This is a genomic window from Rhizobium sp. P28RR-XV (assembly GCF_012641385.1).
In the GTDB taxonomy this organism is placed as follows: domain Bacteria; phylum Pseudomonadota; class Alphaproteobacteria; order Rhizobiales; family Rhizobiaceae; genus Rhizobium.
In genome coordinates this window covers 197,937-221,565 of sequence record NZ_JABAIG010000002.1, presented here as the reverse complement: position 1 = coordinate 221,565, position 23,629 = coordinate 197,937, and the positions used below count along the sequence as shown (strand labels likewise).

Below are 23,629 nucleotides of genomic sequence, written 5' to 3'. Positions count from 1 at the left end.
CTTTTTGGCTTCACATTTCCCTCGAAAGCGGTATGGAATCGGGGCCGCGGGCCTTCGCGAAGGAACCTAAAAAAGTAATAAGAGATGCGGTGGACTGACGCCGCATCCAGGGGAAATGACATATGGATTATTTTATCCAGCAGCTCTTGAACGGGCTGACTCTCGGGTCGATCTATGGCCTGATCGCCATTGGCTATACAATGGTTTACGGCATCGTCGGCATGATCAATTTTGCCCATGGCGATGTCTTCATGCTCGGTGGCTTTGCCGCTCTTATCACCTATCTGGTTCTCGTATCGCTCGTCGCCGGCTTGCCGGTTGCGGTCTTGCTTCTGGTGATGCTCATCGTCGCCATGTTGATGACGAGCCTTTGGAACTGGGTGATCGAGCGTGTCGCCTACCGGCCGCTGCGCGGTTCGTTCCGCCTTGCGCCGTTGATTACCGCGATCGGCATGTCGATTGTGCTGTCGAACTTCATCCAGGTCGCTCAAGGCCCGCGTAACAAGCCGATTCCGACGCTGGTAGGCGATGTCTACAATTTCGGGGCCGTATCGCTGTCGCTGAAGCAGATTATGGTTTTCGTCATCACTGTCGTCCTGCTCGCGGCCTTCTGGTATCTGGTCAACAAGACGGCGCTCGGCCGCGCTCAGCGCGCCACCGAGCAGGATCGCAAGATGGCGGCATTGCTCGGCATCAATGTCGATCGCACTATCTCCGTCACCTTCATCATGGGTGCGGCATTGGCTGCCGTCGCCGGAACGATGTATCTGATGTATTATGGTGTCGCCAACTTTTCGGACGGTTTCGTGCCGGGCGTCAAGGCCTTCACCGCAGCGGTTCTCGGCGGCATCGGTTCGCTGCCGGGGGCGGTCCTTGGTGGGCTGATGATCGGCCTGATCGAGTCGTTCTGGTCGGGCAATTTCGCCATCGCGTATAAGGATGTCGCAACATATGGCATCCTGGCCTACGTGCTGATCTTCAAGCCGACGGGTATTCTCGGACGGCCGGAAGTCGAAAAGGTATAACGTCATGGCAAATTCAAATTTCGTTGCAGGCAAGACCCCTCCCGGCCTTGTCCAAAAAGGGATTACCGACGCCTTCTGGACTGCGCTGATCGCCTTCGGCATGTTCGTCCTCTATATCGGCCTGAAGACCGATCAAAACATCGACAACAAGCTGGTCATCGTCCAGCGCTGGGGCTTGCTGGCCACCATCGTCGCCATCGCGGCGGTCGGGCGCTTCGTCATGACGGTGTTCGTGCAGCCCCTTTTGGACGCGAGAAAGGCTGAGAAGGCCAAGGCTGCGCCCGTTGTCGCCGAACAGGGCTTCGTCGGCAAGAATTTCAATATGATGGCGCTGGTTTTCCTGCTCATCTATCCGATGCTGGCGCTGGCGCTTTTCGGTCCGCAGGGGTCGCTGACCTATGTCGACAACTTCGGAATCCAGATTCTTATCTACGTGATGCTGGCCTGGGGCCTGAACATCGTCGTCGGCCTCGCCGGCTTGCTGGACCTTGGCTACGTCGCCTTCTACGCGGTCGGCGCCTATTCCTACGCGCTGCTGTCGACGCATTTCGGCTTGTCGTTCTGGATCCTGTTGCCGCTCTCCGGTATCTTCGCCGGTCTTTGGGGCATGATTCTCGGCTTCCCGGTTCTGCGTTTGCGCGGCGACTATCTGGCGATCGTGACACTGGCCTTCGGTGAGATCATCCGCATCGTTCTGACCAACTGGACTGATGTGACGAAGGGCAGCTTCGGGATTTCCAACATCACCAAGGCATCGCTGTTCGGCATCTATACCTTCGACACCAAGGATCCGCACAACTTCATCCGCACCTTCGGTCTGCCGTTCTCATCGGCCTGGTACAAGATCTTCCTCTTCTACGTCATCCTGGCGCTCTGCATGCTGACGGCCTATGTGACGATCCGGCTGCGGCGCATGCCGATCGGCCGTGCATGGGAAGCGCTGCGTGAAGACGAGATCGCCTGCCGTTCGCTCGGCATCAACACGGTGACGACGAAGCTGACGGCTTTTGCCACCGGTGCGATGTTCGGGGGATTTGCCGGCTCCTTCTTCGCGGCCCGTCAGGGCTTCGTTTCACCGGAATCTTTCGTCTTCCTCGAGTCCGCTGTGATCCTAGCGATCGTCGTCCTTGGCGGCATGGGCTCATTGAAGGGCATCGCGATCGCGGCGATCGCCATGATCGGCGGCACCGAACTGCTGCGTAACATGGGTTTCCTCAAGCTTTTCTTCGGGGCCGATTTCACCCCTGAACTCTATCGCATGCTCATCTTCGGGCTTGCGATGGTTGTCGTGATGATCTTCAAGCCGCGCGGCTTCGTCGGCACCCGCGAGCCGACCGCCTTCCTCAAGGAGCGAAAAGCGGTCTCCGGCAGCTTTACCAAGGAGGGCCACGGCTGATGAACGCTGTGACCACAACCCCCGACAACGACATCCTGCTGAAGGTCGATCACCTGTCCATGAGGTTCGGTGGCCTGATGGCGATCAACGACTTCTCCTTCGAGGCGAAGCGTGGCGACATCACAGCGTTGATCGGACCGAACGGCGCCGGCAAGACAACGGTGTTCAACTGCATAACCGGTTTCTACAAGCCGACGATGGGCATGATAACGCTCAACCAGAAAAGCGGTAAGGACTATCTGCTGGAACGGCTTCCGGATTTCCGGATCACGCGCGAAGCCAAGGTGGCGCGCACCTTCCAGAACATCCGCCTGTTTTCGGGCCTTACCGTGCTCGAGAACCTGCTGGTGGCGCAGCACAACAAGCTGATGCGGGCATCCGGCTACACGATCCTCGGCCTGCTTGGCGTCGGCCGCTATCGTTCAGAGGCGAAGAACGCGATCGAGCTGGCGCGCTTCTGGCTCGAAAAGGCCGATCTCATCGATCGCGCCGACGATCCCGCCGGTGATCTTGCCTACGGCGCCCAGCGTCGTCTGGAGATTGCCCGCGCCATGTGCACAGGCCCCGAACTGCTTTGCCTGGACGAGCCGGCTGCCGGTCTCAACCCTCGCGAGTCCCTGGTTCTTAACGAGTTTCTACGCAGCATCCGCAAGGATACCGGCACCTCGATCCTTCTGATCGAACATGACATGTCGGTGGTCATGGAAATCTCCGACCATGTCATCGTGCTTGAGTACGGGCAGAAGATCGCCGACGGCACGCCGGATGAGGTCAAGAATGATCCACGGGTGATCGCCGCCTATCTGGGTGTCGAGGATGAAGAAGTGGAAGAGGTGATTGCCGAAGTCGAACACCTCCAAGAGGGTGAAAATTGATGACGGGGCAACCGCTTCTGAAGGTCCAGGGTGTCGAGACCTATTACGGCAATATCCGCGCTCTTGCCGGTGTCGATATCGAAGTCAACAGCGGTGAGATCGTCAGCCTGATCGGTGCCAACGGCGCTGGCAAGTCGACGCTGATGATGACGATCTGCGGCAGTCCGCAGGCACGCAGCGGTTCGGTCACGTTCGACGGCCGCGATATTACCCGCATGCCGACGCATGAGATCGCAAGGCTTCGCATCGCCCAGTCGCCTGAAGGGCGGCGCATCTTTCCGCGCATGACGGTCCATGAAAACCTGCAGATGGGCGCGAGCCTGGACAAGCTCAAATATTTCAACGAGGACGTCGAGAGGATCTTTACGCTCTTCCCGCGCCTCAAAGAGCGCCAGTCGCAGCGCGGCGGCACGCTTTCGGGCGGCGAGCAGCAAATGTTGTCGATCGGCCGAGCACTGATGGCGCGTCCCAAGCTGCTGCTGCTGGACGAGCCTTCGCTCGGTCTTGCGCCCCTGATCGTCAAAGGTATCTTCGAGGCCATCAGGGATCTGAACAAGACCCAGGGGCTGACGGTCTTTCTGGTCGAGCAGAATGCCTTTGCGGCGCTGAAGCTTTCCGATCGCGCCTATGTGATGGTCAACGGCCGGGTGACGATGACCGGTTCGGGCAAGGAGTTGCTTGCCAATCCGGAAGTACGCGCCGCCTATCTCGAAGGTGGGCATCATTGAGTCTCGTTCCGCGGAGAATTTGATATGCAGGGACTTTTCTTCGACAGCGATAGCGGCGGACGCATGGTCATACGCGCGGTTATCGTCATTCTTGGGCTCTGGACCGCATGGCGCGCCGGCCGTGCCGTGGCTTCCAATTGGGACTCCTACCCGCTGGCGGTCATCTACAGCTTCCTGATCGGCCTTGGGTTGCAATTCCTGCACCACGCGCTGTTCAACGGACCGGTGTTCGATCCGACGATCTACATCATCGACGTCGTTCTCCTGCTCGTGTTCTCGATGGCCGGATATCGCTACCGGCGCACCGACCAGATGGTGAATAATTATTACTGGCTCTATGAAAAGACCTCGGCCTTTTCTTGGAAGAAGAAGAATTGACAGTGTGCTTAAACTAGGCTCAGTCTGCGTGCAGCATAGGCGTCATCCTGCCTCATAAAAGTAAGTGATAATGGCAGGATCATGCTTCCAGAGTTCGGAAATATAAGCGTTACCGGCGTGATGATTGGTGGGTATCGCGCAGGGTAAATCAACGGAACCCGCTTAAAAATTGGGAGTAACAATATGAAGAAGTATCTTCTGTCGGCGGTGGCTTTGTCGGCGATGATCGCGTTTGGCGGCGTTGCCAAGGCCGACATCATTATCGGCGTTGGCGGTCCGTTGACCGGCCCGAATGCTGCGTTTGGCGCGCAGCTCCAGAAGGGTGCGGAACAGGCTGCTGCCGATATCAATGCGGCCGGCGGCATCAACGGGGAAAAGGTCAAGATCGAACTCGGCGACGACGTGTCCGATGCCAAGCAGGGCGTTTCGGTCGCCAACAAGTTCGTCGCTGACGGCGTGAAGTTCGTTATCGGTCACTTCAACTCGGGCGTTTCCATCCCGGCTTCGGAAGTTTACGCCGAAAACGGCATCTTGCAGATCACTCCCGCTTCGACCAATCCGCAGTTCACTGAACGCGGCCTGTGGAACACTTTCCGCACTTGCGGTCGTGATGACCAGCAGGGCGAGGTTGCCGGCAAGTATATCGCCGACAATTTCAAGAGCGCCAAGGTTGCCGTCGTTCACGACAAGACCCCGTATGGTCAGGGCCTGGCCGATGAAACAAAGAAGAACCTCAACGCCGATGGCGTAAAGGAAGTTCTTTACGAAGGCATCACCCCCGGCGACAAGGACTACTCCGCCCTCATCGCCAAGATGAAGCAGGCTGGCGTCGACTTCGTCTATTACGGCGGTCTGCATACCGAAGCCGGCCTCATCATGCGTCAGATGGCCGACCAGGGCGTAAAGGCTCACTTCATGTCCGGTGACGGTATCGTCTCGAACGAACTGGCTTCGATCGCCGGCGATGCGGTTGACGGCACGCTGATGACCTTCGCGCCGGATCCGCGCAAGAACCCGGCTTCCAAGGATCTGGTTGCCAAGTTCCGCGCTGCCGGCTACGAGCCGGAAGGTTACACGCTCTATTCCTATTCGGCTCTGCAGGTTATCGCCGACGCCGCCAAGGCTGCCGGCTCCAACGATCCGATGGCTGTAGCGGACGCACTGAAGGCAAAGGGTCCGTTCAAGACCGCCATCGGCGAGCTTGGCTTCAACGCCAAGGGCGATATCACCCGCCCGGACTACGTGATGTACAAGTGGGCCAAGGGTTCTGACGGCAAGTACAACTACGACGAAATCTCGAAGTAATCTTTGCACTGCCTTTTTAGGCATTGCTGGTGATCTGAGGAGCCCGGCCATCGGCCGGGCTTTTCTCATGTCGTTTTCATAACCGCAAAGTCGGTTCGCCGTTCCCTTCGCGCAAGAGCTGCTTTAAATCTGCCTTGTATCGGCAGGAGGAAGACAGCATGAGCAAACCCCGTATTCTCGTTACCCGGCGCTGGCCGGCCGCGGTCGAGGCGGTGCTTTCGGAGCGTTTCGACGTCACGCTGAACAAGGATGACGTCGCGCTCGATTTGGCGCAGTTGCGCGAGGCGCTGCTGGCCTATGATGCGGTTCTGCCGACCGTATCCGACAAGCTTCCGGCCGCGCTCTTCGAAGGTCAGGCGATCCGGACGAGGATCCTCGGCAATTTCGGTGTCGGCTTCAATCACATCGATATCGCCGCCGCCAAGGAAAAGGGCGTCGTCGTTACCAATACGCCTGGCGTGCTGACGGACTGCACGGCGGATATCGCCATGCTGCTCCTGCTTTCCGTTGCGCGACGCGGCGGAGAAGGGGAGCGCGAGCTGAGAGCCGGGGCATGGACCGGCTGGCGGCCGACGCATCTGGTCGGCACCAAAGTCACCGGCAAGACAGTCGGCATCATCGGCTTCGGCCGCATCGGCAGGGCGTTCGCGCAGCGCTGTCATTTCGGCTTCGGCATGGATGTCGTCTTCCATAATCGCTCCGCCATCGATCCGATGGAAGCCGCGCGCTATGGCGCCGTGCAATTGCAGAGGGTGGAGGATGTTCTCGAAGTCTCGGACTTCGTCTCCCTGCATTGCCCGGGCGGCGCCGAAAACCGCCATCTGATGAATGCGGCCCGTTTCGCAGCCATGAAACCCGGCGCTTTCCTGATCAATACGGCAAGGGGAGATGTCGTCGACGAGGAGGCGTTGATTTCCGCGCTGGAGCAGGGGACGATCCGCGGCGCCGGCCTCGACGTCTATGAGGCCGAGCCGCATGTTCCCGAGCGCCTGCGGGCGATGAACAATGTCGTGCTCGTGCCGCATCTCGGCAGCGCCACGGAAGAGACGCGCACGGCCATGGGCATGAAAGTGGTGGACAATATCACGGCCTTCTTTGCCGGGCGCCAGCCGCCGGATCGGGTTGCCTAGAGCAATTCCAGGAAAAGTGCGGTTTTCCGTCCGGAATTGCGGGACAACAAAGAGCTAGAGCGGTTCAGCGATTCCGTGAAAAGCTGAACCGCTCTAGAATTCTTCACCCCGCAAGCGGGGAGAGGGAACAATTTCGCTTACACTTCGTGCAGAACATGCGCCGCCTTGACGGCAGCTGATGCCCGGTTCTCGACGCCAAGCTTCACATAGATCTGTTCCAGATGCTTGTTCACCGTGCGGGCCGATAGCCCGAGGATTTCGCCGATGTCGCGGTTCGATTTACCCTTGGCGAGCCACAGCAACACTTCGGATTCGCGTTGCGTCAGCGCAAAGTGCTGGCGCAAGGCTTCGTCGTCGGCGCGCTGGCTGGTCGCCGTCAGGCGAAAGAGATATTCGTCTGGGCCGATGGCGCCGAGGAAGGTGAATTGCAACGCCGCCTGGCCGCCATTGCTGATCGAAAGAAGATTGTCGCGCGCCAGCCCGAGCCGCTCGCGTTCCAACATGAAGGCGGCGATATGTTTCGAGGCGAGATCGAGGCCATCGTCGCTGCCGGTTGCGGCATTGATGAGGCGGGTCGCCTGCGGTGTCGACCAATGGATGGCGCCGTTGCCCTTGACCGCCAGGAGATGGCGGCCGGCGGCGTCGAGCGCCACCCGCGCGCTCTGGGCGGAGCGGGCATTGCGCAGGTGAACGCGGATGCGGGCGCGTAGCTCGTCGATATTGATCGGCTTGGTCAGGTAGTCGACGCCGCCCGATTCCAGCGCATGCACCACATGCTCCGTCTCGGTCAGCCCGGTCATGAAGACGACGGGAATCTGGGCGATGCCGGCATTGGCCTTCAGCCGGCGGCAGGTCTCGAAACCATCCATCGCCGGCATGACCGCATCGAGCAGGATGAGATCGGGCGTGATGCGCTCGACAATGTTCAGCGCCGCCGATCCGGAGGTGGCGATCAACACGGAGAAGCCGGACTGCTCGAGCGCATCCGTCAGGAAGCCGAGTGCCTCGGGGGAATCGTCCACCAGCAAGACTATGTCGCGGGGAAGGGTGGGCTCAGCCAATCTGTTCTACCTTTTCAGTGTCGAAGGTATGCAGCATGTCTAAGAAGCCGTCGAGATTGAAGGCCTGGACATGAGCGCGCAAAGCCTCGGTGAAGGGCCTGTTCTCGTCGAGCTTGGCGAGATCCGCAAGCTTCGCCTCGATACCCCTGATATAGCCGATTTCGCCAAGCCGCATCAGCTCCCGGACATGTTCTATCCCCGGGCTCTTCAGGGGTGGTGGCGGCTTCGGGGCCACCGGAGCGGAGGCATCGGCATAGATCCATTTCAGCCCGAGATGCAGCGCAAGTTTATCGCGAAGCTGGCGGATATCGACCGGTTTGGAAATGGCGTCATTGTGGCTGTCGTCGCTGTCGGTCGCGGCGGCGGCGTCGCCTATATTGGCCGACAGCATGAGGATGGGCGCCGTCTGGCCGTTTTCGCGGAGGCGCGAGACGAGCTGCCAGCCGTTCATGCCGGGCATGGAGATATCGACGAGGAACAGATCCGGCTTGATGCCTTCGATCAGTGTCAGGCAGTCGGGGCCGCCGGCGGCGGTCAGCACGATGAAATCGAGCGGCGACAGGATCTCGCGCATCAGCTCGCGATGATCTTCGTTGTCGTCAACGACGACGACGGTCCGACGCGGTCCCTCGTAGCCGGCGATGCGCTGTTCCTGCGCCGGCGGCTTCATCGGGCGGATCACGGCCGACAGCATCAGGCGTACCTTGAACGTCGAGCCTTGGTCCTTCTCGCTCGCGACGGAAATTTCGCCGCCGAGCGTGTTCGTCAGCAGTTGTGTGATCGTCAGCCCGAGGCCGAGGCCGGGCATCGGCCTTACGCTGTCGGCTTCGCCACGCTGGAAGGGCTCGTAGATGCGGGTGATGTCCTTTGCGGCGATGCCGCGACCGGTGTCGGAAACAGTGAAGGTGGCGACCTGGTTGCGATAGCCCACCTCGAAGCGAACGGTTCCGGTATCCGTGAACTTGATGGCGTTGGACAGCAGGTTGACGAGGATCTGGCGCAGCCGCTTCTCGTCGGTGCGGACATAGTCGGGCAGGGCTCCGGAGCGTTCATGGATGAAGGTCAGCCCCTTGGCCTGCGCCTGGGGATGGAACATGTCGATGATCTGATCGAGGAAATCCCGAATGTTGATCTCATTGGAATAGACTTGCAGGCGGCCGGCCTCGATCTTCGAAATATCGAGCAGCCCATCGATAAGGCCAGAAAGATGCTCGGCACTGCGGCGGATGACCTTCAGCGAGGATTGTCGGGGTGCCGGAATGGTCTCGTCTCGCTCCAGGATCTGCGCGTAACCGAGCACGGCATTGAGCGGCGTGCGCAGTTCGTGGCTCAGGCCGACAACATAGCGGCTCTTGGCGCGGTTGGCGGCTTCGGCGGCTTCCTTGGCGCCCTGCAGGGCGGCGTCCGTCTTCTTGTGGGCGGCAATTTCCTTCAAGAGCAGCGTGTTCTGGCGCGAGGATTCCTCCTCCGCGACCACGCGGCTGTCATGGGCCAGTACATAGAACCAGCAGACGACACCGGCGATGACGGCAAAGACGAAGAAGACGATCAGGATCGTGCGGTTGACCACGGAGGCCGTCTCGGGAGAGGCGGCGCCGACCTGATGGGCGATCATTGCCAGGATCGCACCCACGGCAGTCAATGCCACGGCGACGGCAATGCCGTAGCGGCCGAGGCGCGTGGCGAGCTTGGCGACGATGCTTTCCGGCAGCAAGGTCTTTGCGACGGTGGCGACCTGCGTATTGAGCCGCGCCTTCGGCTTGCACATGTCGTGACAGCGGCTGTCGAGCGAACAGCAGAGCGAGCAGATCGGTGCGGCATAGGCCGGGCACCAGGCCATGTCCTCCGGCTCGAATGGGTGCTCGCAGACGGAGCAGGTGATGGTGGTCAGGTTCTTCCAGCTTTGGCGCGGTTTGCGGGCGAGATAGTATTTGCCCTCGGTGGCCCAGGCGATGGCGGGTGAGGCGATGACCGCGACGATCAGGGTGATGTAGGGCGCAAGTGATGCCGCGATCGAGCCGAAAGCACCGAAATGCGCAATCAGGGCGATGGTTGCCGAAAGCGCCATGGCGCCGAGGCCGACCGGATTGATGTCGTAAAGATGCGCGCGCTTGAATTCGATGCCGGGTGGTGCCAGCCCGAGCGGCTTGTTGATGAAGAGATCGGCGGAGATGGTGCAGAGCCAGGCCATGGCGATGATCGAGAAGATGCCGAGCGTCTCCTCCAGCAGCCGGTAGATCCCGAGCTCCATCAATAGCAGCGCGATGGCGACATTGAAGACGAGCCAGATCACCCGGCCGGGATGGCTATGTGTCAGCCGCGAAAAGAAGTTCGACCATGCGAGCGAGCCGGCATAGGCATTCATGACGTTGATCTTCAACTGCGAGATCATCACGAAGGCCGCCATCAACAGCAGCGCGGCATTGTGCCAGGGGATCATGTAACCGAAGGCGGTCAGATACATCTGCGCGGGATCGGCGGCACGATCGGCCGGCACGCCCGAGGTCAGCGTCAGAACGACGAGAAAGGAACCGGCCAGCAGCTTCGGCGCGCCGATGATGACCCATCCCGGTCCGGCAAGGAAGATGGCCAGGCGATGGCGCCATTTGCGGTGACCATCAGGCGGCAGGAACCGCAGGAAGTCGGCCTGCTCGCCGATCTGCGACATCAAGGCGAGGATGACGGCGGAGGCGGCGCCGAATTCCACCAGATCGAAGGGGGCGGCGCTCCCCGGCGCGCTTGCTGCATGATGAATGCCGGCAAAGGCACGCCAGAGATCGAATTTTCCCCAATCGGCAAAGGCGATGAAGACGAAGGGCAAGATGTTGAGAACGATCCAGAAGGGCTGGGTCAGCAGCTGGAAGCGGCTGATGAGACGGACGCCATGCGTGACGAGCGGGATCACCATGACGGCGCTGATGATATAGCCGATCCACACGGGTATACCGAGCGTCAGCTCCAGCGCCCCGGACATGATCGACGCCTCGATCGCAAACAGCATGAAGGTGAAGCTGGCGTAGATCAGCGAAGTGATGGTCGAGCCGATATAACCGAAGCTCGCGCCGCGCGTCAGCAGGTCGATATCGACGCCGTGGCGAATAGCATAACGGCTGATCGGTAGCCCTATCCCGAGCATGACAAGGCTCGCGACGATGATGGCGTAGAAGGCGTTGGTCGTGCCATAGGAGAGCGTGATCGAGCCGCCGATCGCCTCCAGCGCCAGGAAGGAAATGGCACCAATCGCGGTCTGCGAGATGCGTTGCGAGGAAAATTGGCGCGCGCTCTTGGCGGTGAAACGCAGGGCATAGTCTTCCAGCGTCTGGTTTGCGACCCAGCGATTATACTCGCGTCTTACCGGAATGATGCGTTGCCGCGCAGCCATGCTTGCCCTTCAGTGGTCCTGCCATAGTAATTCCGGCAGTTCAGCGATGTCGTAACATGGATCGATACGGTGCTTAAGGGCATGCGGGTGCCCAAAGCTGCACATTTCGCCCCGATGCCTACGTCATATTACGTATGTGGTTTCCCCAGGCGCTGCCGGATAGTCGCGAAAGGCAACGGTTCATCTTCGTTTACCGGCCGTTGCGGCAGACAAAAAGAGGGGAACCACGGATGAAATTCAAGACAATCGTCTCCGGCGCGCTGCTTGGCGCCATCATGTCCACGACCGCATTCCACGGCGCTTTCGCAGCCGACGACACCATCAAGGTCGGCGTGCTGCATTCGCTTTCCGGCACCATGGCGATCTCGGAAACGACGCTGAAGGACGCCATGCTGATGCTCATCGACGAGCAGAACAAGAAGGGCGGCGTTCTCGGCAAGAAGCTCGAACCCGTTGTCGTCGATCCGGCCTCCGACTGGCCGCTGTTTGCCGAAAAGGCTCGTGAGCTGATCCAGAAGGACAAGGTCTCCGCCGTGTTCGGCTGCTGGACTTCGGTGTCGCGCAAGTCGGTTCTGCCCGTCTTCAAGGAACTGAATTCGATCCTGTTCTATCCGGTGCAGTTCGAAGGCGAGGAATCCGAGCGCAACGTCTTCTATACGGGTGCCGCTCCCAACCAGCAGGCCATCCCTGCCGTCGACTACCTGATGAAGAACGAAGGCGTGCAGCGCTGGGTGCTTGAAGGCACGGACTATGTCTATCCGCGCACGACGAACAAGATCCTCGAGGCCTATCTGAAGTCCAAGGGTGTCAAGGACGAAGACATCATCATCAACTACACGCCGTTCGGCTTCTCCGACTGGCAGACGGAAGTCTCGAAGATCAAGGCTTTTGGCGCTGGCGGCAAGAAGACTGCCGTCGTCTCCACCATCAACGGCGATGCCAACGTGCCCTTCTACAAGGAACTGGGCAACCAGGGCGTCAAGGCCGAGGATATCCCGGTCGTCGCCTTCTCCGTCGGCGAAGAAGAGCTTGCCGGCGTCGATACCAAGCCGCTTGTGGGACATCTCGCTGCCTGGAATTACTTCCAGTCCGTCGATACGCCCGCCAACGCCGCCTTTATCAAGGAATGGCATGCCTACACCAAGAACGACAAGCGCGTGACCAACGACCCGATGGAAGCCGCCTATATCGGCTTCAACATGTGGGTGAAGGCTGTCGAGAAGGCCGGCACCACCGATCCGGACAAGGTGATCGACGCGCTCGTCGGCGTTTCGGTTCCGAACCTCACCGGCGGCACCGCCACCATGATGCCGAACCACTACATCACCAAGCCGGTTCTGATTGGCGAAGTGCAGGAGAACGGCCAGTTCGACGTCGTGTCGCAGACCCCTGCCGTGGTCGGCAAGGAATGGTCCAATTATCTGCCCGACAGCAAGGACCTGATCTCGGATTGGCGCATGCCGATGAACTGCGGCAACTTCAACGTTTCCACCGGCAAGTGCGGCGGCAAGGGTTCCTGATATCAGCCGAAATGACGCAAGACCGCCGCGGGCAGGCTTTTCTGCCCGCGGCAGCTTGAGGGGACAAGCCCAATGTTCGACAAATTCGTTTACCGCATAGCCCTGGCGCTCGTCGCCGGTTTCTGCCTGATGCTGGCGCTGACGGCGACGAGCCTGCGTGCCCAGGAGGATGCGCATGGCCTGATCAATTCGCTCGGCCAGGCCAATTTCCAAAAGGCCGGAGAGATCGTTCAAAATCTGGCAAAAACAGGCGATCCCAAGGTCGTGCCGGCGTTGCAGGCCTTTTCCGACGGCGATCTTTATATAAGGAGATCAGACAACCAGGTGTTCATCGCCAAGTCCTCAGGCGAAATGATGGACCTGGCGGACCCTCTGACCGGGCAGGCCGCAGGCCAGGAAGCCAAGGACAATCTCGGCAAGATCAAGATCAACAACAATCTGCGCCGTACGGTTCGCGCGGCTCTCGGCGGTCTGACGCTGATGAGCCCGGATCGCGCGACGCGGCTGGAGGCGGCGCAATCCATCCTGAAGGCGCCGAGCGCGGATTCGCTGGAAGCCGTCGAGACCGCGCTGAAGAGCGAGAAGGACGGAGAAATTCGCGGCGTGCTCGAAAGGGCAAGGGCCGTTGCAATACTTGGCTCTGACCGTCCGGTGGAAGACAAGAAGGCGGCGATCGAGACGATCAAGAACGAAGGCGGTCGGGATGCGATCGGCATTCTATCTTCGGTGTCGGTGGACGATAGCCTCAAGCCTGATATCGCTGCCGCCATTGCCGGCATTCAGGAGCAGTTGAAGTTTTGGGATGCGGTGCAGAACGTCTGGTACGGGCTGTCGCTCGGCTCGGTACTGCTTCTGGCCGCCATCGGCCTTGCCATCACCTTCGGCGTCATGGGCATCATCAACATGGCGCATGGCGAGATGGTGATGCTCGGCGCCTATTCGACCTTCATGGTCCAGAGTGTCATCCGCAGTTCCTATCCTGTGCTGTTCGACTGGTCGCTGGCGATCGCGCTGCCGGTTGCCTTCATTGTCACCGGCGCCGTCGGTCTCGTCATCGAGCGCGGCGTTATCCGCTTTCTCTATGGCAGGCCGCTGGAAACATTGCTCGCCACCTGGGGTATCTCGCTGATCCTGCAGCAGGCGGTACGCTCGATCTTCGGACCGACCAATCAGGAGGTCGGCAATCCCTCGTGGATGTCGGGTTCGTTCGACCTCGGCTATCTCTCGATCACCTGGAACCGTCTCTGGATCATCGTCTTTGCGCTCGCTGTCTTCGTGGCGCTCCTGCTTCTCCTCAAGCGCTCGGCGTTTGGGCTGCAGATGCGGGCGGTGACGCAGAATCGGCGCATGGCCTCTTCGATGGGGATACGCACGTCCTGGGTCGACGCCTTCACCTTTGCGCTGGGGTCGGGCATCGCCGGCATGGCGGGTGTGGCGCTCTCGCAGATCGACAACGTCTCGCCGAACCTCGGCCAGAGCTACATCATCGACAGTTTCATGGTCGTGGTGTTCGGTGGTGTCGGCAATCTTTGGGGGACGCTCGTCGGCGCCTTTTCGCTCGGCATTCTCAACAAGTTCCTCGAACCCTATGCGGGAGCGGTGCTCGGCAAGATCCTCGTCCTCGTCCTCATCATCCTCTTTATCCAGAAACGTCCGCGCGGCCTCTTCGCGCTCAAGGGCAGGGCGGTGGAAGCATGATCACGGCCTTTATCCTCCGCTCGCTCGACCGGCGTATCAGCATTGCCATCGCGATATTGATCGCCATCGCCTTTCTCCTGCCGTTGTCGAACCTGCTGTTGCCCGAAACCAGCGCGCTGCATGTGCCGACCTACCTGATGTCGCTATTCGGCAAATATCTGACCTATGCGCTGCTCGCCTTGGCGCTCGATCTCGTCTGGGGTTATTGCGGCATTCTCTCGCTTGGCCACGGAGCGTTCTTCGCGCTCGGCGGCTATGCGATGGGCATGTATCTGATGCGTCAGATCGGCTCGCGCGGCACCTATGGCAATCCGATCCTGCCCGACTTCATGGTGTTCCTGAACTGGAAGGAGCTGCCGTGGTTCTGGTATGGCTTTGACCATTTCTGGTTCGCCATGATCATGGTTTTGGCGGCACCCGCTCTGCTGGCCTTCGTGTTCGGCTGGTTTGCCTTCCGCTCGCGCGTCAACGGTGTCTATCTGTCGATCATCACGCAGGCGATGACCTATGCGCTGCTGCTTGCCTTCTTCCGCAACGATATGGGTTTCGGCGGCAATAACGGCCTCACCGACTTCAAGGATATTCTCGGCTTCAACATCCAGGCCGATGGCACCCGCGCCGTGCTTTTCGCTGTCACGGCGGTGTTCCTGGCGCTGGCGCTGATGCTGTCCTCGGCGATCGTGCGCTCGAAGTTCGGCAAGGTGCTGGTGGGCGTGCGGGATGCGGAAAGCCGCACGCGTTTCCTCGGCTATCGCGTCGAGCACATGAAGCTCTTCGTTTTCGTCGTCTCGGCCATGATGGCAGGGATTGCCGGTGCACTCTACGTGCCGCAGATCGGCATCATCAATCCCGGCGAATTCGCGCCCGCCAATTCGATCGAAGTGGTCATCTGGACGGCCGTCGGCGGCCGCGCCACCTTGATCGGCCCGATCATCGGCGCCGTGCTCGTCAACGGCGGCAAAACAGTCTTTACCGGCCTGTTTCCCGAGTTCTGGCTGTTTGCGCTCGGCGGCCTGTTCGTCGCGGTGACCTTGTTCCTGCCCAAGGGCATCGTCGGCACCATCGCGCAATATCTCGGCAGCAAGCGTAGGCCGGACAATCCGCCGCCGAAGGCTGCGAAGGATGACGCCCAACAGTCCGTGCAGGCTGCGGAGTAGGACCATGATCCCGGACATCAAACCCAACAGCATGCTCTATCTCAACAATGTTTCGGTATCCTTCGACGGGTTCAAGGCTTTGAACTCGCTGTCGATCGTTATTGAGCCGGGCGAGCTTCGCGCCATCATCGGCCCCAACGGCGCCGGCAAGACGACGATGATGGACATCATCACCGGCAAGACGCGGCCCGACGAGGGCGAGGTATTCTTCAACGGCCAGGTCGACCTGACGAAGAAGGACGAGGCTGATATCGCCCAGCTCGGCATCGGACGAAAATTCCAGAAGCCGACCGTTTTCGAAAGCCATACGGTCTGGGACAATCTCGAGCTGGCGCTCAACCGCAATCGCGGGGTCTTCGCGACGCTCTTCTACCGGCTGACGCCTGCCGATCGCGATCGCATCGAGGAGATTCTGGAGACGGTACGGCTCTCGCATCGGCGGGACGAGCTGGCGGCCAATCTTTCCCACGGTCAAAAGCAGTGGCTGGAGATCGGCATGCTGCTCGCGCAGGAGCCGAAGCTCTTGCTGGTCGACGAGCCGGTGGCGGGCATGACGGATGCGGAGACGGCGGAAACCGCCGTGCTGCTGAAGGAGATCGCCAAGACGCGCTCGGTCGTGGTGGTCGAACACGACATGGGCTTCATCCGCGACCTCGGCGTCAAGGTGACGTGCCTGGCGGAAGGATCGGTTCTGGCGGAAGGGTCGATCGACTTCGTCAGCAGCGATCCGAAGGTGATCGAGAATTATCTGGGGCGGTGAGATGCTGACAGTCGAAAACGCAAATCTCCATTATGGCGCCGCACAGGCGCTGCGCGGCATCTCCGTCGAGGCGGAAATGGGCAAGATCACCTGTGTCCTCGGGCGCAACGGCGTCGGCAAAAGCTCGCTCTTGCGCGCCGTCACCGGACAGCACGCCTTGTCGGCCGGCACGGTTGCCTTCAACGGCGTGACGCTGAACGGCATGGCACCGTTCGCGCGCGCCAAGCAGGGGATCGGCTATGTGCCGCAGGGACGCGAGATCTTTCCGCTGCTGACCGTGAAGGAAAATCTCGAGACCGGCTACGCGCCGCTTTCCCGCCGCGACCGCAGCATTCCCGATGACATCTACAGCCTGTTTCCGGTGCTGAAATCCATGCTGTCGCGCCGCGGCGGCGATCTCTCGGGCGGCCAGCAGCAGCAATTGGCGATCGGGCGGGCTATGGTGACGCGGCCGAAGATCCTGGTGCTGGACGAACCGACCGAGGGTATCCAGCCGTCGATCATCAAGGATATCGGCCGCGCGATCCGTTATCTCAGGGATTCCACCGGCATGGCGATCCTGCTCGTCGAACAGTATCTCGATTTCTGCCGCGAGCTTGCCGATTATGTCTACATCATGGATCGCGGCGAGATCGTGCATGAGGGGCTGGCGGAGACGCTGGACACTCCAGAGGCTCGCCGGCATCTGACTGTCTGAGACGATTGCCTTTCTTTTCGGCGTTTGACGAAAAATGCGGCTGATGCGGCTGATAATGGGCCGATATCGCGTGGCGTCGCATAAGGCACAGAAATTGCTTGCGTTTATTCCTTGCCGGGTTTCAATGATCTGACTTCGGCATGGTGTGATGTGTGGAGAAGCGAATGGTAATGGCGGCGGCAGGCACAAGACCGCAGAGAGCGCGTGGTCGCGGCCATCTTGCGGCCAAATCGCTTGGCGGCCGCACGCGCCTCGCCGAGCTTTTTCAGGAAGGGGCGGCCAAGATCAGGCTGCCGGAGACCTTCGATCATTCCATGGAAGCCGTCATCATCAACACCGCCGGCGGCCTTACCGGTGGCGACCGGATGGATTGGAGCGTCGCCGCTGCGCCGGGTACGCGCATCGATGTGACGACGCAGGCCTGCGAGAAAATCTACAAGGCTTCGGCCGGTACGGCCGAGGTGGAGACATCCATAAGGATTGGCGCGGGCGCGCGGGTCGATTGGCTGCCGCAGGAGACGATCCTGTTCGACCGAGCCTCGCTTTCGCGTGCGTTGAATGTCGAGCTTGACGACACGGCCGAATTCCTCGCCGTCGAAGCGATCCTGCTTGGACGGAAAGCCATGGGTGAGGTTATGGCGCAGGGGCTGTTCCGGGATCGCTGGTGCATCCGTCGCGGCGGACGGCTGGTTCATGCCGAGGAGCTGCGCCTGGATGGCGATGTGGCCGCATTGACGGCCAAGGCGGCGGTCCTGAGCGGCCAGGTTGCCTTCGCGACCCTGCTTTATATCGGGCCGCAGGCCGAGACCTATCTCGGCCGGATCAGGCCGCTCCTCGAAACGCATATGGGAGGCGCCAGCCATTGGGGCGAGAAGCTCGTTGTGCGGCTCGCCGCCGCTGATGGTTTCGCGCTCAGAAAAATCCTCATCCCGATCATTTCCGCCTTGCGCAATGGAGCGCCTGTGCCGAAAGTCTGGAACCTGTAGTCCCTGGAGCCGGATGATTTTAGGCTTGCATGATCTAAAATCACCCGGCTCCAAAATCAAAAAAGTAGAGCATGATGTCCTCCGAAAACCGCTCATACTTTTCGGCATCATGCTCTGGAAACAGCAATCACATAGGTAGGCGATGAACCTCACTCCGAGAGAAAAAGACAAGCTGCTGATTTCCATGGCGGCGATAGTGGCGCGGCGGCGGCTCGAACGCGGCGTCAAGCTCAACCATCCCGAAGCCATCGCGCTGATCACCGATTTCGTGGTCGAAGGCGCGCGCGACGGCCGCCCGGTCGCCGAGCTCATGGAGGCCGGTGCCCATGTCATTACCCGCGATCAGGTGATGGAGGGCATCGCCGAGATGATCCACGACGTTCAGGTCGAGGCGACATTTCCCGACGGCACCAAGCTCGTGACCGTCCACGAGCCGATCCGGTGAGGCTGCCATGCTGGAGCTGAGGCCAAATTGCGAATGCTGTGACAGGAATTTGCCGCCGGAGAGTACGGTAGCGATGATCTGCACCTTCGAATGCACGTTCTGCGCCGATTGCGTCGATACGGTATTGGGCGACGTCTGCCCGAATTGCGGCGGTGACTTCGCGCGGCGTCCCATCCGTCCAGCTGCCTTGCTTGCCAAATATCCCGCTTCGACCAAGCGTGTTCTGAAAGCTGAGGGATGCGCGCCCGTCCGGGCTGCATGAGGAGAGAACCATGATCCCAGGTGAAATCATCGCTGCAGGCGACGACATCGAACTCAATGCCGGAGCGCCGACCGTGACGCTCGAGGTTTCCAACACCGGCGACCGGCCGGTGCAGGTGGGAAGCCACTATCACTTTGCTGAGACCAATGCCGGGCTTGCCTTCGACCGCGACAAGGCGAAGGGAATGCGGCTCGATATTCCCGCCGGAACCGCCGTGCGTTTCGAGCCGGGGCAGACACGCTCGGTGACGCTGATCCCGCTGTCGGGCAAGCGCGAAGTCTACGGTTTCCGCCAATTGGTCATGGGCAAGCTTTAGATCTCGGGGAAGTTTAATGTCGATGAAATTTCTTGCATCTGCCGCGGCTCTTGCCGCAATCCTGGTCTGCGGTCCTGCCTTTGCGTTGAAAACTACGCGCGAGCCGAAGGCCGACTGCGCCAATGCACAGACGCAGACGGACCTGAATGTTTGCGCGGTGCTCGATTTCGGTACGGCCGACAAGGCGTTGAACGCGCAATGCACGAAAACCAGGGCCGCGATGGTCGCCATCGATGCGGATCTCGACAACAACATGAAGGGCGCGGAAAAGGCGCTCATCAAGGCACAGCGTGCTTGGGTGGATTATCGCGACGGCGAGTGCGAGGCGCAGGGGTTCCAGGCGCGCGGCGGCTCCATGGAACCAATGCTTGTTTCCGGTTGCAAAGCTGATTTGACTAAGAAGCGAACGAAGGAATTGAAGGATCTCGCCGCTGGGCCGGAGGGCAATCAGTGAGCCTGAGGCGCACCGTGATGATCGTCGGCAATGGTGAGATCGCGGCAGGCGCCGCGGATGTCATCGATGTCGCCGATCTCGTGATCCGCTTCAACGATTGTCGCTCGATGGGGGCCGGCGGCAGCCGCACCGATGTTGTCGCTGTCTGCAACACGGGCCGGCCGGCGCGCGCAATGCTCGGCTCGGCCGAGTGGCGCAAGAGCACCGCCGTTGCCTCCGCGTCGGAAATCTGGAGCGTGCGCGATCCAAGAAAATTCGCCGCACTGCGCGCGCCACTGGCGACCTCGCATCCGGAACTCGACGACTTCTGCGATGATTATACCGACCAGTTTGCTGCCTTTTGCCGTGCGACGGGCAAGCGGCATGTCGTGATCGATCAATCCGTTCACGAAGGCGTTGACACGGCGCTGGCGGGTTACGATCCCGGCTCCTTCGTGGTGCCGAGCAGCGGCATGATCGTGATTGCCGATGTGCTGTTGCGCCATCCCGACGACGACATCGCCATTACCGGTTTCAGCCACACGGGCTGGGACGAACATCCCTTTGCCGCCGAAAAACGGTTGGTGGACGCCTACGTATCCCTTGGCCGCCTGCGGCGCCTTGCCGACACGAACCTCATCTCTGCCTCCCAAGGAGACTGATCCATGCCCTACAAGATTTCCCGTGCCGCCTACGCCAACATGTTCGGACCGACCGTCGGCGACAAGGTTCGGCTGGCCGATACCGAATTGTTCATCGAGGTGGAGAAGGATTTCACCACCTATGGCGAGGAAGTGAAATTCGGCGGCGGCAAGGTCATTCGTGATGGCATGGGACAGAGCCAGGTGACGCGCGCCAACGGTGCCGTCGACACCGTTATCACCAATGCGCTGATCCTCGACCATTGGGGGATCGTGAAAGCGGATATCGGCTTGAAGGACGGCCGCATCGTCGCGATCGGCAAGGCCGGCAATCCGGATATGCAGCCTGATGTCAACATCATCGTCGGACCGGGCACGGAAGCGATCGCGGGCGAGGGCAAGATCGTCACCGCCGGCGGCATGGACAGCCATATCCATTTCATCTGCCCGCAGCAGATCGAGGAAGCCCTGATGTCGGGCATCACCACCATGCTTGGCGGCGGCACCGGGCCGGCCCATGGAACGCTGGCAACGACCTGCACGCCCGGCCCCTGGCATCTGGCGCGCATGATCGAGGCTTTCGACGCCTTCCCGATGAATATCGGCCTGTCGGCCAAGGGCAATGCGTCCTTGCCCGCCGCCTTGGAGGAGATGGTACTCGGCGGTGCCTGCTCACTCAAGCTGCATGAGGACTGGGGCACGACGCCGGCGGCGATCGACTGCTGCCTCAGCGTTGCCGACGAATACGACGTTCAGGTGATGATCCACACGGATACCTTGAACGAAAGCGGCTTCGTCGAGGATACGATCGGCGCCATCAAGGGTCGCACGATCCATGCATTCCACACTGAAGGCGCGGGCGGCGGGCACGCGCCCGATATCATCAAGATCTGCGGTCAGTCGAACGTCATTCCCTCTTCGACCAATCCGACGCGGCCCTATACGGTTAATACGATCGCCGAGCATCTCGACATGCTGATGGTCTGCCATCATCTGTCGCCGTCAATCCCGGAGGATATCGCCTTTGCCGAGAGCCGAATCCGCAAGGAGACGATCGCCGCGGAGGATATTCTTCACGATATCGGCGCCTTCTCGATCATTTCATCCGACAGTCAGGCCATGGGCCGCGTCGGTGAAGTGGCAATCCGCACCTGGCAGACCGCCGACAAGATGAAGCGGCAGCGTGGCCGCCTTGCACAGGAGATCGGCAACAACGACAATTTCCGCGTAAAGCGTTATATCGCCAAATATACGATCAACCCGGCGATTGCGCACGGCGTCAGCCATGAGGTCGGCTCGATCGAGGTTGGCAAGCGTGCCGATCTGGTACTCTGGAATCCGGCCTTCTTCGGTGTGAAGCCGGAGATGGTGGTGCTTGGCGGCTCGATCGCTGCTGCTCCCATGGGCGATCCGAATGCCTCGATCCCGACGCCGCAGCCGATGCATTACCGGCCGATGTTCGGCGCCTATGGCAAGAATCGGACGAATTCCTCGGTGACTTTCGTTTCCCAGGCCGCGTTCGATGCCGGGCTTGCCGGCAAGCTCGGTATCGCCAAGGCGCTGCTGCCGGTCAGGAACACCCGCGGTGGCATCTCCAAGGCATCGATGATCCATAACAGCCTCACGCCGCATATCGAGGTGGATCCGGAAACCTATGAAGTGCGCGCCGATGGCGAGCTCCTGACCTGTGAGCCGGCGACGGTGCTGCCGATGGCGCAGCGCTATTTCCTCTTCTGAGGACGCTTCCAAGCTTAACCATCGGTGGGTATGAGAAAATCCCGGTTTTCCGGGGTTTTCCGATGTTGCGCACCGAGTTCGGTTTTGTCGAAGGCGTGGTGTGGCGGTGCTCGCGCGTCGCATTTCCATCCGCAACCCTGATTTTGCGGATGGGGCGCCCTTGGTTGTTCACAACTTGGGAAATGCAACGCATTTTAATCATTACATTAAAGACCTGGAAGCGCCTTCACCCCTATCTCACATGATCGAAACGGTAGGCTGAGGAAGGTGAATCGCATGAGACGATGGATTTCGCTGCAGGCCGAGCTCGGTAACTTTCAGCAGCGACGTGCGATTTTTATTTTCGCGCTTAAGATGAGTTTTGTCGCCGTCATCATGTCGCTTGGCATCATCGTGGCGATGCTTTTCCTGCTGCAATGGTTCGATCTCCTGCCGTTACCGATTCTGGAGGCGATGCGCTTCGGCGTTCTCCTGGCGTGGATCATCGGCGGCACCGTTTCCGGCGGGGTGGCTGTGCTGGCGGGCTTTTCGATTCACCGGCTTGCCGTCTCCCGCGCCGAGTTCGAGCGGCTGAGCCGCACCGACACGCTGTCCGGCCTGCTCAATCGCCGCGCTTTCACCGAAGCGCTGAATACGGCCGGAGACTGCGCCTCGTTGGTCATCTTCGACCTCGACCGGTTCAAGACAGTCAACGATCGCTTCGGACACGCATCCGGCGATGCCGTGATCGTTGCGGTGTCGCAGATATTTTCCGGCGTCTTTACGGGAGATGACGTGATTGCCCGGCTCGGCGGCGAGGAATTCGGCGCCATCGTTTATGGGGGTGACACCGCCGAACGCATTGCCCGCATCGAGGAGATCAAGGAACAGATCGCCGCGCACTCGATCGCCGTCGACGGCGGTTCGGTGAAGATCACCGTTTCCGCGGGGATTGCCGACATAGACAGGGATCGCAAGACGGAGATCGTCTATGCCGCGGCCGACAAGGCGCTTTATCTTGCCAAAACGCTCGGCCGCAATCGTGTCATGCACGAGCGCGAGCGGCTGTCCCAGGTCTGGCATCGCTGCGCCACCGAGCAGGAACAGGAAGCGACGACCGATCCCCGGGAACTGCAGCGCTATGTGCAGCGGATGTAGCGTATAGGCGCGTCATTGATGCTTGCACAGCAGGTGACTATTTTGCATGGTCTGACAAAGTCATAATTTGGAACCGCCATGCAACGCGTTACTTCCTATCTACCTGCCGGCACCCCTTCTTCTAATCCGATCGATCGTGTCGTCCTGCCGCATGATCTCCGGCATCTGCGCCGCAAGCTGCTGCATCTCGAAAATGGTGACATGGTCATGCTCGACCTCAAGGAGCCGGTGCTGTTTGCCAGCGGCGATCTGCTGGTGCGCGAGGATGGTGAGCTGATCGAAATCGTCGCGGCCGACGAAAAGCTCTTCGAAATCCGCCCGCGCGACCGCAGGCATCTGATCGAGCTCGCCTGGCATCTCGGCAACCGGCATCTGTCCGCGCAGATCGAGGAAGAGCGCATCCTGATCCTGCGCGATCACGTGATCCGCTCCATGCTCGAAGGATTGGGGGCTGCCGTGACCGAGGTGAGCGAGCCTTTTCAGCCGGCTCGGGGTGCCTATCACTCGCATGGCGGCCATTCGCATGGGCATGACCATCATCACTCGCATGATTGAGCATC

Annotated in this window: 23 protein-coding genes; 21 read left to right on the top strand and 2 right to left on the bottom strand. The window is 60.4% G+C overall.

Annotated features, from left to right (window positions below):
• Positions 1-122 precede the first annotated feature (122 nt).
• The 7 genes from HGP12_RS04705 to HGP12_RS04675 all read left to right on the top strand — a co-directional run bounded on the left by HGP12_RS04705 (position 123) and on the right by HGP12_RS04675 (position 6,837).
• Positions 123-1,025: a branched-chain amino acid ABC transporter permease gene (locus HGP12_RS04705; protein WP_168838376.1), complete on the top strand. Its 903-nt coding sequence runs from the start codon at positions 123-125 to the stop codon at positions 1,023-1,025.
• 61 nt (positions 1,026-1,086) lie between these two features.
• The gene (livM, locus tag HGP12_RS04700; RefSeq protein ID WP_409526804.1) at positions 1,087-2,421 is read left to right on the top strand and encodes a high-affinity branched-chain amino acid ABC transporter permease LivM; all 1,335 of its coding nucleotides are present in this window, start codon (positions 1,087-1,089) and stop codon (positions 2,419-2,421) included.
• On the top strand, positions 2,421-3,296 hold the full coding sequence (locus HGP12_RS04695; RefSeq protein ID WP_168838378.1) for an ABC transporter ATP-binding protein: 876 nt from the start codon (positions 2,421-2,423) through the stop codon (positions 3,294-3,296). Before livM ends, HGP12_RS04695 begins: the two co-directional genes overlap by 1 nt.
• On the top strand, positions 3,296-4,024 hold the full coding sequence (locus HGP12_RS04690) for an ABC transporter ATP-binding protein (RefSeq protein WP_168838379.1): 729 nt from the start codon (positions 3,296-3,298) through the stop codon (positions 4,022-4,024). The genes HGP12_RS04695 and HGP12_RS04690 overlap by 1 nt, the downstream gene beginning before the upstream one ends.
• 24 nt (positions 4,025-4,048) lie before the next feature.
• Positions 4,049-4,402, top strand: coding sequence for a DUF6867 family protein (locus tag HGP12_RS04685; RefSeq protein WP_168838380.1), 354 nt, complete (start codon positions 4,049-4,051; stop codon positions 4,400-4,402).
• Between the two features lie 183 nt (positions 4,403-4,585).
• Positions 4,586-5,707 (top strand): branched-chain amino acid ABC transporter substrate-binding protein, encoded by a 1,122-nt coding sequence (locus HGP12_RS04680; RefSeq protein WP_168838381.1) that lies wholly within the window; start codon positions 4,586-4,588, stop codon positions 5,705-5,707.
• Between the two features lie 158 nt (positions 5,708-5,865).
• Positions 5,866-6,837, top strand: coding sequence for a 2-hydroxyacid dehydrogenase (locus HGP12_RS04675; RefSeq protein WP_168838382.1), 972 nt, complete (start codon positions 5,866-5,868; stop codon positions 6,835-6,837).
• Between the two features lie 137 nt (positions 6,838-6,974).
• Here HGP12_RS04675 and HGP12_RS04670 read toward each other — a convergent pair whose 3' ends face one another.
• Together HGP12_RS04670 and HGP12_RS04665 are read right to left on the bottom strand one after the other, a co-directional pair.
• Positions 6,975-7,898: a response regulator transcription factor gene (locus HGP12_RS04670; RefSeq protein WP_168838383.1), complete on the bottom strand. Its 924-nt coding sequence runs from the start codon at positions 7,896-7,898 to the stop codon at positions 6,975-6,977.
• Positions 7,891-11,280 carry an ATP-binding protein gene (locus HGP12_RS04665; RefSeq protein ID WP_168838384.1) on the bottom strand — a complete coding sequence of 1,130 codons (3,390 nt, stop codon included), beginning with the start codon at positions 11,278-11,280 and terminating at the stop codon, positions 7,891-7,893. The genes HGP12_RS04670 and HGP12_RS04665 overlap by 8 nt, the downstream gene beginning before the upstream one ends.
• 230 nt (positions 11,281-11,510) lie before the next feature.
• Between HGP12_RS04665 and urtA the strand changes: the two genes are divergently transcribed.
• From urtA to ureE, 14 genes are all read left to right on the top strand, one after another.
• Complete coding sequence (gene urtA / locus HGP12_RS04660) at positions 11,511-12,800, top strand: urea ABC transporter substrate-binding protein (RefSeq protein WP_168838385.1); 1,290 nt, start codon at positions 11,511-11,513, stop codon at positions 12,798-12,800.
• A 72-nt stretch (positions 12,801-12,872) separates the two neighbouring features.
• Positions 12,873-14,498 (top strand): urea ABC transporter permease subunit UrtB, encoded by a 1,626-nt coding sequence (urtB, locus tag HGP12_RS04655; protein ID WP_168838386.1) that lies wholly within the window; start codon positions 12,873-12,875, stop codon positions 14,496-14,498.
• Positions 14,495-15,655: an urea ABC transporter permease subunit UrtC gene (urtC, locus tag HGP12_RS04650; RefSeq protein ID WP_168838387.1), complete on the top strand. Its 1,161-nt coding sequence runs from the start codon at positions 14,495-14,497 to the stop codon at positions 15,653-15,655. The genes urtB and urtC overlap by 4 nt, the downstream gene beginning before the upstream one ends.
• A 4-nt stretch (positions 15,656-15,659) precedes the next feature.
• Positions 15,660-16,415, top strand: a complete 756-nt coding sequence (urtD, locus tag HGP12_RS04645; RefSeq protein WP_069613981.1) for an urea ABC transporter ATP-binding protein UrtD — start codon at positions 15,660-15,662, stop codon at positions 16,413-16,415.
• 1 nt (position 16,416) lies between these two features.
• Positions 16,417-17,112 (top strand): urea ABC transporter ATP-binding subunit UrtE, encoded by a 696-nt coding sequence (gene urtE, locus HGP12_RS04640; RefSeq protein WP_168838388.1) that lies wholly within the window; start codon positions 16,417-16,419, stop codon positions 17,110-17,112.
• Positions 17,113-17,276: 164 nt separating this feature from the next.
• Entirely contained in the window at positions 17,277-18,098 is an 822-nt protein-coding gene (locus HGP12_RS04635) for an urease accessory protein UreD (protein ID WP_168838389.1), read from the top strand.
• Positions 18,099-18,240: 142 nt separating this feature from the next.
• Complete coding sequence (locus HGP12_RS04630) at positions 18,241-18,543, top strand: urease subunit gamma (protein WP_168838390.1); 303 nt, start codon at positions 18,241-18,243, stop codon at positions 18,541-18,543.
• A 7-nt stretch (positions 18,544-18,550) separates the two neighbouring features.
• Entirely contained in the window at positions 18,551-18,805 is a 255-nt protein-coding gene (locus HGP12_RS04625; protein ID WP_168838391.1) for a DUF1272 domain-containing protein, read from the top strand.
• 10 nt (positions 18,806-18,815) lie between these two features.
• Entirely contained in the window at positions 18,816-19,121 is a 306-nt protein-coding gene (locus tag HGP12_RS04620; RefSeq protein ID WP_168838392.1) for an urease subunit beta, read from the top strand.
• A gap of 22 nt (positions 19,122-19,143) precedes the next feature.
• Entirely contained in the window at positions 19,144-19,575 is a 432-nt protein-coding gene (locus HGP12_RS04615; RefSeq protein ID WP_168838393.1) for a lysozyme inhibitor LprI family protein, read from the top strand.
• A 17-nt stretch (positions 19,576-19,592) separates the two neighbouring features.
• Entirely contained in the window at positions 19,593-20,216 is a 624-nt protein-coding gene (locus tag HGP12_RS04610; RefSeq protein ID WP_168838599.1) for a Urease operon accessory protein, read from the top strand.
• A gap of 3 nt (positions 20,217-20,219) precedes the next feature.
• Positions 20,220-21,932: an urease subunit alpha gene (gene ureC / locus HGP12_RS04605; RefSeq protein WP_168838394.1), complete on the top strand. Its 1,713-nt coding sequence runs from the start codon at positions 20,220-20,222 to the stop codon at positions 21,930-21,932.
• Between the two features lie 276 nt (positions 21,933-22,208).
• The gene (locus HGP12_RS04600; RefSeq protein WP_168838395.1) at positions 22,209-23,069 is read left to right on the top strand and encodes a GGDEF domain-containing protein; all 861 of its coding nucleotides are present in this window, start codon (positions 22,209-22,211) and stop codon (positions 23,067-23,069) included.
• Positions 23,070-23,147: 78 nt separating this feature from the next.
• The gene (ureE, locus tag HGP12_RS04595; RefSeq protein ID WP_168838396.1) at positions 23,148-23,624 is read left to right on the top strand and encodes an urease accessory protein UreE; all 477 of its coding nucleotides are present in this window, start codon (positions 23,148-23,150) and stop codon (positions 23,622-23,624) included.
• Positions 23,625-23,629: the final 5 nt, after the last annotated feature.

Excerpts from the sequence above, each read along its gene's own strand:
- HGP12_RS04615 (WP_168838393.1), top strand. The coding sequence starts at position 19,144 with ATGAAATTTCTTGCATCTGCCGCGGCTCTTGCCGCAATCCTGGTCTGC.
- urtE (WP_168838388.1), top strand. The coding sequence starts at position 16,417 with ATGCTGACAGTCGAAAACGCAAATCTCCATTATGGCGCCGCACAGGCG.
- HGP12_RS04705 (WP_168838376.1), top strand. The coding sequence starts at position 123 with ATGGATTATTTTATCCAGCAGCTCTTGAACGGGCTGACTCTCGGGTCG.
- HGP12_RS04665 (WP_168838384.1), bottom strand. The coding sequence starts at position 11,280 with ATGGCTGCGCGGCAACGCATCATTCCGGTAAGACGCGAGTATAATCGC.
- urtA (WP_168838385.1), top strand. The coding sequence starts at position 11,511 with ATGAAATTCAAGACAATCGTCTCCGGCGCGCTGCTTGGCGCCATCATG.
- urtB (WP_168838386.1), top strand. The coding sequence starts at position 12,873 with ATGTTCGACAAATTCGTTTACCGCATAGCCCTGGCGCTCGTCGCCGGT.
- HGP12_RS04620 (WP_168838392.1), top strand. The coding sequence starts at position 18,816 with ATGATCCCAGGTGAAATCATCGCTGCAGGCGACGACATCGAACTCAAT.
- HGP12_RS04600 (WP_168838395.1), top strand. The coding sequence starts at position 22,209 with ATGAGACGATGGATTTCGCTGCAGGCCGAGCTCGGTAACTTTCAGCAG.
- HGP12_RS04690 (WP_168838379.1), top strand. The coding sequence starts at position 3,296 with ATGACGGGGCAACCGCTTCTGAAGGTCCAGGGTGTCGAGACCTATTAC.
- HGP12_RS04635 (WP_168838389.1), top strand. The coding sequence starts at position 17,277 with ATGGTAATGGCGGCGGCAGGCACAAGACCGCAGAGAGCGCGTGGTCGC.
- HGP12_RS04630 (WP_168838390.1), top strand. The coding sequence starts at position 18,241 with ATGAACCTCACTCCGAGAGAAAAAGACAAGCTGCTGATTTCCATGGCG.
- HGP12_RS04695 (WP_168838378.1), top strand. The coding sequence starts at position 2,421 with ATGAACGCTGTGACCACAACCCCCGACAACGACATCCTGCTGAAGGTC.
- HGP12_RS04610 (WP_168838599.1), top strand. The coding sequence starts at position 19,593 with ATGATCGTCGGCAATGGTGAGATCGCGGCAGGCGCCGCGGATGTCATC.
- HGP12_RS04675 (WP_168838382.1), top strand. The coding sequence starts at position 5,866 with ATGAGCAAACCCCGTATTCTCGTTACCCGGCGCTGGCCGGCCGCGGTC.
- HGP12_RS04680 (WP_168838381.1), top strand. The coding sequence starts at position 4,586 with ATGAAGAAGTATCTTCTGTCGGCGGTGGCTTTGTCGGCGATGATCGCG.
- ureC (WP_168838394.1), top strand. The coding sequence starts at position 20,220 with ATGCCCTACAAGATTTCCCGTGCCGCCTACGCCAACATGTTCGGACCG.
- HGP12_RS04685 (WP_168838380.1), top strand. The coding sequence starts at position 4,049 with ATGCAGGGACTTTTCTTCGACAGCGATAGCGGCGGACGCATGGTCATA.
- HGP12_RS04625 (WP_168838391.1), top strand. The coding sequence starts at position 18,551 with ATGCTGGAGCTGAGGCCAAATTGCGAATGCTGTGACAGGAATTTGCCG.
- urtD (WP_069613981.1), top strand. The coding sequence starts at position 15,660 with ATGATCCCGGACATCAAACCCAACAGCATGCTCTATCTCAACAATGTT.
- ureE (WP_168838396.1), top strand. The coding sequence starts at position 23,148 with ATGCAACGCGTTACTTCCTATCTACCTGCCGGCACCCCTTCTTCTAAT.
- urtC (WP_168838387.1), top strand. The coding sequence starts at position 14,495 with ATGATCACGGCCTTTATCCTCCGCTCGCTCGACCGGCGTATCAGCATT.